We start from the raw sequence: 2308 nt of genomic DNA, 5'->3' as shown, positions 1-2308 counted from the left end.
GGTGTAGCCGAGGGCGAAGAGGGAGTAGATGGCGCCGACGACCAGACCGGTGAAGGTCAGGTCGAGGAACGTCGAGAAGCTCACGGGGTACCTCTGCGGGTCCGGGCGGCGAGGTGCCCGGCGGGACCGGGCACCTCGCGGCGGTGTGGGGGCTGGCGGACCGTCAGGAGGTCGGGATCTCCTGGTCGGTCACGATCTTGCCGCCCTCGACCTTGTACGCCCAGACCGAGATCTCGCTCGGCTCGCCCTTGTCGTCGAAGGTCAGCTGCTTGGTCACGCCGGCGTCGTCGTAGGAGCCGACGTACTCCAGCAGCGACTCGCGGTCGGTGTTCCCCGCGGCGATGCCGTCGAGCAGGATGTTCGCGGCGTCGTAGCCCTCCGCGGAGTACGTCGCGGGCGCGACGCTGAACTTCGCGGTGTAGTCCTCCACGAAGGTGCCCTCGGCCTCCTCCGGCGGCAGGCAGGGGCAGGTGAGGATCGCGCCCTCGGCGGCCGCACCGGCGGCGGTGATGAGGCCCTCGTCCTTGGCGCCGTCGTCGGAGACGAAGGTGGTGGTCAGGCCCGCGTCGCGCATCTGCTTCAGGAGGAGGCCGGCCTCGGCGTAGTAGCCGCCGAAGAACACCGCGTCCGCGCCCGAGGCCCGGATCTTGGAGACCGTGGCGGAGAAGTCCGTCTGCTTCTGCTGGACGGTGTCGTTGTCCACGACGGCGGCGCCCAGGCTCTCGCGGACGATGTCGGCCAGGCCCTTGCCGTACTCGGAGGCGTCGTCGACGACGAAGACCTTCTGGGCCTGGAGGACGTCCTGGATGTACGTCGCCGCGGCCGGGCCCTGCGTGTTGTCGTTGCCCAGGACGCGGAAGAACGTCTTCCAGCCGGACTCCGACAGCGCCGGGTTCGTCGCCGAGGGCGTGATGTGCACCAGGCCGGCCTCCGCGAACAGCGGGTCGGCGACCTTGGACTCGCCGGAGAAGGCCGGGCCGACGAGACCGAGCACCGACTCGTCACCGATGGCCTGCGTCGCCAGGCCGGGCGCCTGGTCCGGGGAGCCGGCGCTGTCGTAGTCCTGCAGCTCGACCTGGCAGTCGGCGTTGGCCTCGTTGTGCTCCTCCACCGCCAGCTCGACACCGTTGCGGATGTTGATGCCGAGGTTCGCCGCGTCGCCGGTCAGGGCGCCGAAGAAGCCGATCTTGAGTCCCTCGCAGCCGCCCCCGCCGCTCGCGCTGCTGCTGCTGGCGGTGTCGTCGCTGCCGCCGGTCGTACCGCCGCACGCGGTGAGCACGAGGGCGGCCGCGGCCACCGGGGTGAGGAACTTGAGGGTGGGACGCACGGAGGTCCTCCTGGGGCGGTGTGGCCGGGACCGCGCGACGGGCCCGGGACCCCGCCACGGGGGCGGAGTCGTCATGACAGTAGTCAGATTGCCGACCGTGCAGGCATGACCGGCGCACGATTGACCTGCCTGTTACACACCTGTTGCCATCTCAGCCCTTGGCGGGCTCGCCCGCGTTGATGACCGTGGTCGCGACCTCGCGCATGGTGAGGCGCTTGTCCATCGACGTCTTCTGGATCCAGCGGAACGCCTCGGGCTCCGTCATGCCGAACTGCGTCTGCAGCTTCGACTTGGCCCGGTCCACGAGCTTGCGCGTCTCGAAGCGGTCGGCGAGGTCGGCGACCTCCTCCTCCAGCGCCACGATCTGCTGGTGGCGGCTGACGGCGATCTCCACCGCCGGCAGCAGGTCCGCCGCGGTGAACGGCTTGACGACGTAGGCCATCGCGCCGGCGTCGCGGGCGCGCTCGACGAGCTCGGCCTGGGAGAAGGCGGTCAGCAGCACCACGGGGGCGATGCGCGCCTTGATGATCCGCTCGGCGGCGGAGATGCCGTCGAGGACGGGCATCTTGATGTCCATCACGACGAGATCGGGCTTGTGCTCCTCGGCGAGCTGCACGGCGGCCTCGCCGTCGCCGGCCTGGCCCACCACGTCGAAGCCCGCTTCGGTGAGCATCTCGACCACGTCGAGGCGGATGATGGCCTCGTCCTCGGCCACGACCACGCGGCGGGCAGGGGTCGAGGGGGCGTCGGGTGCGTTGGTCACGTCGGGCATCCTAGACGGGCCCGCCCGCCCCGCGGCGGTACCGCCGCCCGGCTGGCCCACCGGGGGTGTTCGCTAAGGTGGCCGGTGCCCGCGCCCCGGTAGCCCAACCGGCAGAGGCAATCGACTCAAACTCGATCCAGTGTGGGTTCGAATCCCACCCGGGGCACCAGCCGCAGGAGGCGCCCGCGACGCGGCGGACGCCGACGAGGAGCGGCGCC

General features: G+C 71.1%; 2 protein-coding genes and 1 tRNA gene. 1 reads left to right on the top strand and 2 read right to left on the bottom strand.

Features of this window, described 5'->3' with window-relative positions; translation table 11 throughout:
- Positions 1–163: 163 nt before the first annotated feature.
- Together ABEB16_RS20610 and ABEB16_RS20605 are read right to left on the bottom strand one after the other, a co-directional pair.
- A complete protein-coding gene (locus tag ABEB16_RS20610) occupies positions 164–1327 on the bottom strand; it encodes a branched-chain amino acid ABC transporter substrate-binding protein (protein ID WP_345714058.1) in 1164 nt (387 codons plus the stop codon).
- 151 nt (positions 1328–1478) lie between these two features.
- On the bottom strand, positions 1479–2099 hold the full coding sequence (locus tag ABEB16_RS20605; RefSeq protein ID WP_345714057.1) for an ANTAR domain-containing response regulator: 621 nt from the start codon (positions 2097–2099) through the stop codon (positions 1479–1481).
- An 83-nt stretch (positions 2100–2182) separates the two neighbouring features.
- Between ABEB16_RS20605 and ABEB16_RS20600 the strand changes: the two genes are divergently transcribed.
- A tRNA-Leu gene (locus ABEB16_RS20600) sits at positions 2183–2259 on the top strand.
- The last annotated feature ends 49 nt before the right edge of the window (positions 2260–2308 follow it).

The sequence above is a fragment of the Kineococcus glutinatus genome, assembly GCF_039542765.1.
GTDB classification, from domain to species: Bacteria; Actinomycetota; Actinomycetes; order Actinomycetales; family Kineococcaceae; genus Kineococcus_A; species Kineococcus_A glutinatus.
Note: the sequence above shows the minus strand (reverse complement) of the source record. Positions and strands in the feature narration are given on the sequence as shown.

Bases quoted from the DNA above. Each gene is read 5' to 3' on its own strand.
- ABEB16_RS20605 (WP_345714057.1), bottom strand. From the start codon at position 2,099: ATGCCCGACGTGACCAACGCACCCGACGCCCCCTCGACCCCTGCCCGC.